Raw genomic sequence first — 2,052 nt, forward strand, 5'->3', positions numbered from 1 at the left:
AAGGCAAGATCACCGTCAGCATCACTAAAGCTGAAGTGGTCGGCGAGCAACTGGAAAATCTGGAGATCGGCAAAGCCGCGACCGTGGCCGTCACTGACACGCAGAGCCCGGTCACTGCCGAACTCACGGTGGATAACACCACCGTCACCGAAGGCGGCAAGATCACCTATACCGTGACTCTGGTCAGCACAGACCCGACCCTGCCAGTCACCAATCACAAAGGCCTGACCTTCACCCTGACTGATGGCACCACTGTGACCATCAAGGCCGGTGAGTCGGTCGGCAGCACGACTGTGGCTGCTCCAGACAACGTCTATGTCAACGACCCGGTCACCATCACCCAGGGTCTGACCGACGTCTCGGGCAAAGGCGCCGATCAGTTCGAGCAGCTCGAACTGGGCGCAACCAAAGTCAGCACCGAAGTCACCGATGAGCCATCTGGCGAAGGCGACCTGGTCAAAGTCAGCATCACCGCCGATCAGGTTTCGGTCAACGAAGCGACCGAACCGACCTTTACCATCAGCCTGAACAAGGCGCTGGACAAGCCGTTCACCGTGACCCTGAGCACCGGTGCCACCCTGACCTTCGCGGCCGGCGAGACCACCAAGTCCTACGCTGCACCAGCGCAGGGCGAGGACGTGTTCAAGGACGAAGGCAAGATCACCGTCAGCATCAGCAAGGCTGAGGTGGTCGGCGAACAACTGGAAAACCTGGAGATCGGCAAAGCCGCTACCGTGGCCGTCACCGATACGCAGAGCCCGGTCACTGCCGAACTCACTGTGGATAACACCACCGTCACCGAAGGCGGCAAGATCACCTATACCGTGACCCTGGTCAGCGCAGACCCGACCCTGCCAGTCACCAATCACAAGGGCCTGACCTTCACCCTGACCGATGGCACCACCGTGACCATCAAAGCCGGCGAAGCTACTGGTTCGGTTACTGTAAGCGCGCCAGACAACGTCTACGTCAACGATCCGGTCACCATCACCCAGGGTCTGACCGACGTCTCGGGCAAGGGCGCCGACCAGTTCGAGCAACTGGAGCTGGGCAGCACCAAAGTCAGCACCGTAGTAACCGACGAACCGGGTACCCCAGGTAACCCAGGCGGCGAAAATGAAGGCGACCTGGTCAAGGTCACCATCGTGGCCGACCAGCTGTCGGTCAACGAAGCTACTGAACCGACCTTCACCATCAGCCTGAACAAGGCGCTGGACAAGCCGTTCACCGTGACCCTGAGCACCGGTGCCACCCTGACCTTCGCGGCAGGCGAGACCACCAAGTCCTACGCTGCACCAGCGCAGGGCGATGACGTGTTCATCGACAAGGGCAAGATCACCGTCAGCATCGATGGTGCCTCCGTCCCAGGCCCAGCACTGGAAAACCTGGTCATCGGCGACCCGGCTACCGTGCAGGTCACGGACACCCTCAGCAAGGTCACGGCCGTGCTGTCGGTGGATAACACCGCTGTGGTCGAAGGCGGCAAGATCACTTACACCGTGACCTTGGTGAGTGAAGACACCAACTTGCCAGTGACTGGCCACGGTGGCATCACCGTGACCTTGACTGGTGGTACTCAGGTCGTCATCAACCCAGGTTCCGCCACCGGCACCGTGTCCATCGATGCGCCGAACGACCTGTATGTAGGCGGTCAGGACGCCATCACCAAGGCGATTACCGATATTTCGGTAGCGGGTACCGAGAAGTTCGAAAACCTGGTGCCTGACACGACCCCGGTCACCACCACGGTCAGCGATGACCCGAACGGTACCGGCAACCTGGTCAAGGTCAGCATCACGCCAGTCGTGGACTCGGTGAACGAAGCCACTGCGCCGACCTTCACCGTTACCTTGAACCAGGCCATCGACAAACCACTGACCGTGCTGCTGAGCACCGGTGAGACCGTGGTCTTTGCCGCAGGCGAAACCACCAAGACCATCTCTGCGCCTGCGCAGGGCGATGACGTGTTCATCGACAAGGGCAAGATCACCGTCAGCATCGATGGTGCCTCCGTCCCAGGCCCAGCACTGGAAAACCTGGTCATCGGCGACC

1 protein-coding gene is annotated in these 2,052 nt (G+C 60.6%); it reads left to right on the forward strand.

Annotated elements, in window-relative coordinates; genetic code table 11:
* Positions 1 to 2,052: immunoglobulin-like domain-containing protein (locus HP546_RS29590; RefSeq protein WP_372242479.1), on the forward strand; the 2,052-nt coding region annotated here is incomplete at both ends.

Origin of the sequence: Pseudomonas sp. CM25, from assembly GCF_013179705.1 — a bacterium.
Taxonomy (GTDB): domain Bacteria; phylum Pseudomonadota; class Gammaproteobacteria; order Pseudomonadales; family Pseudomonadaceae; genus Aquipseudomonas.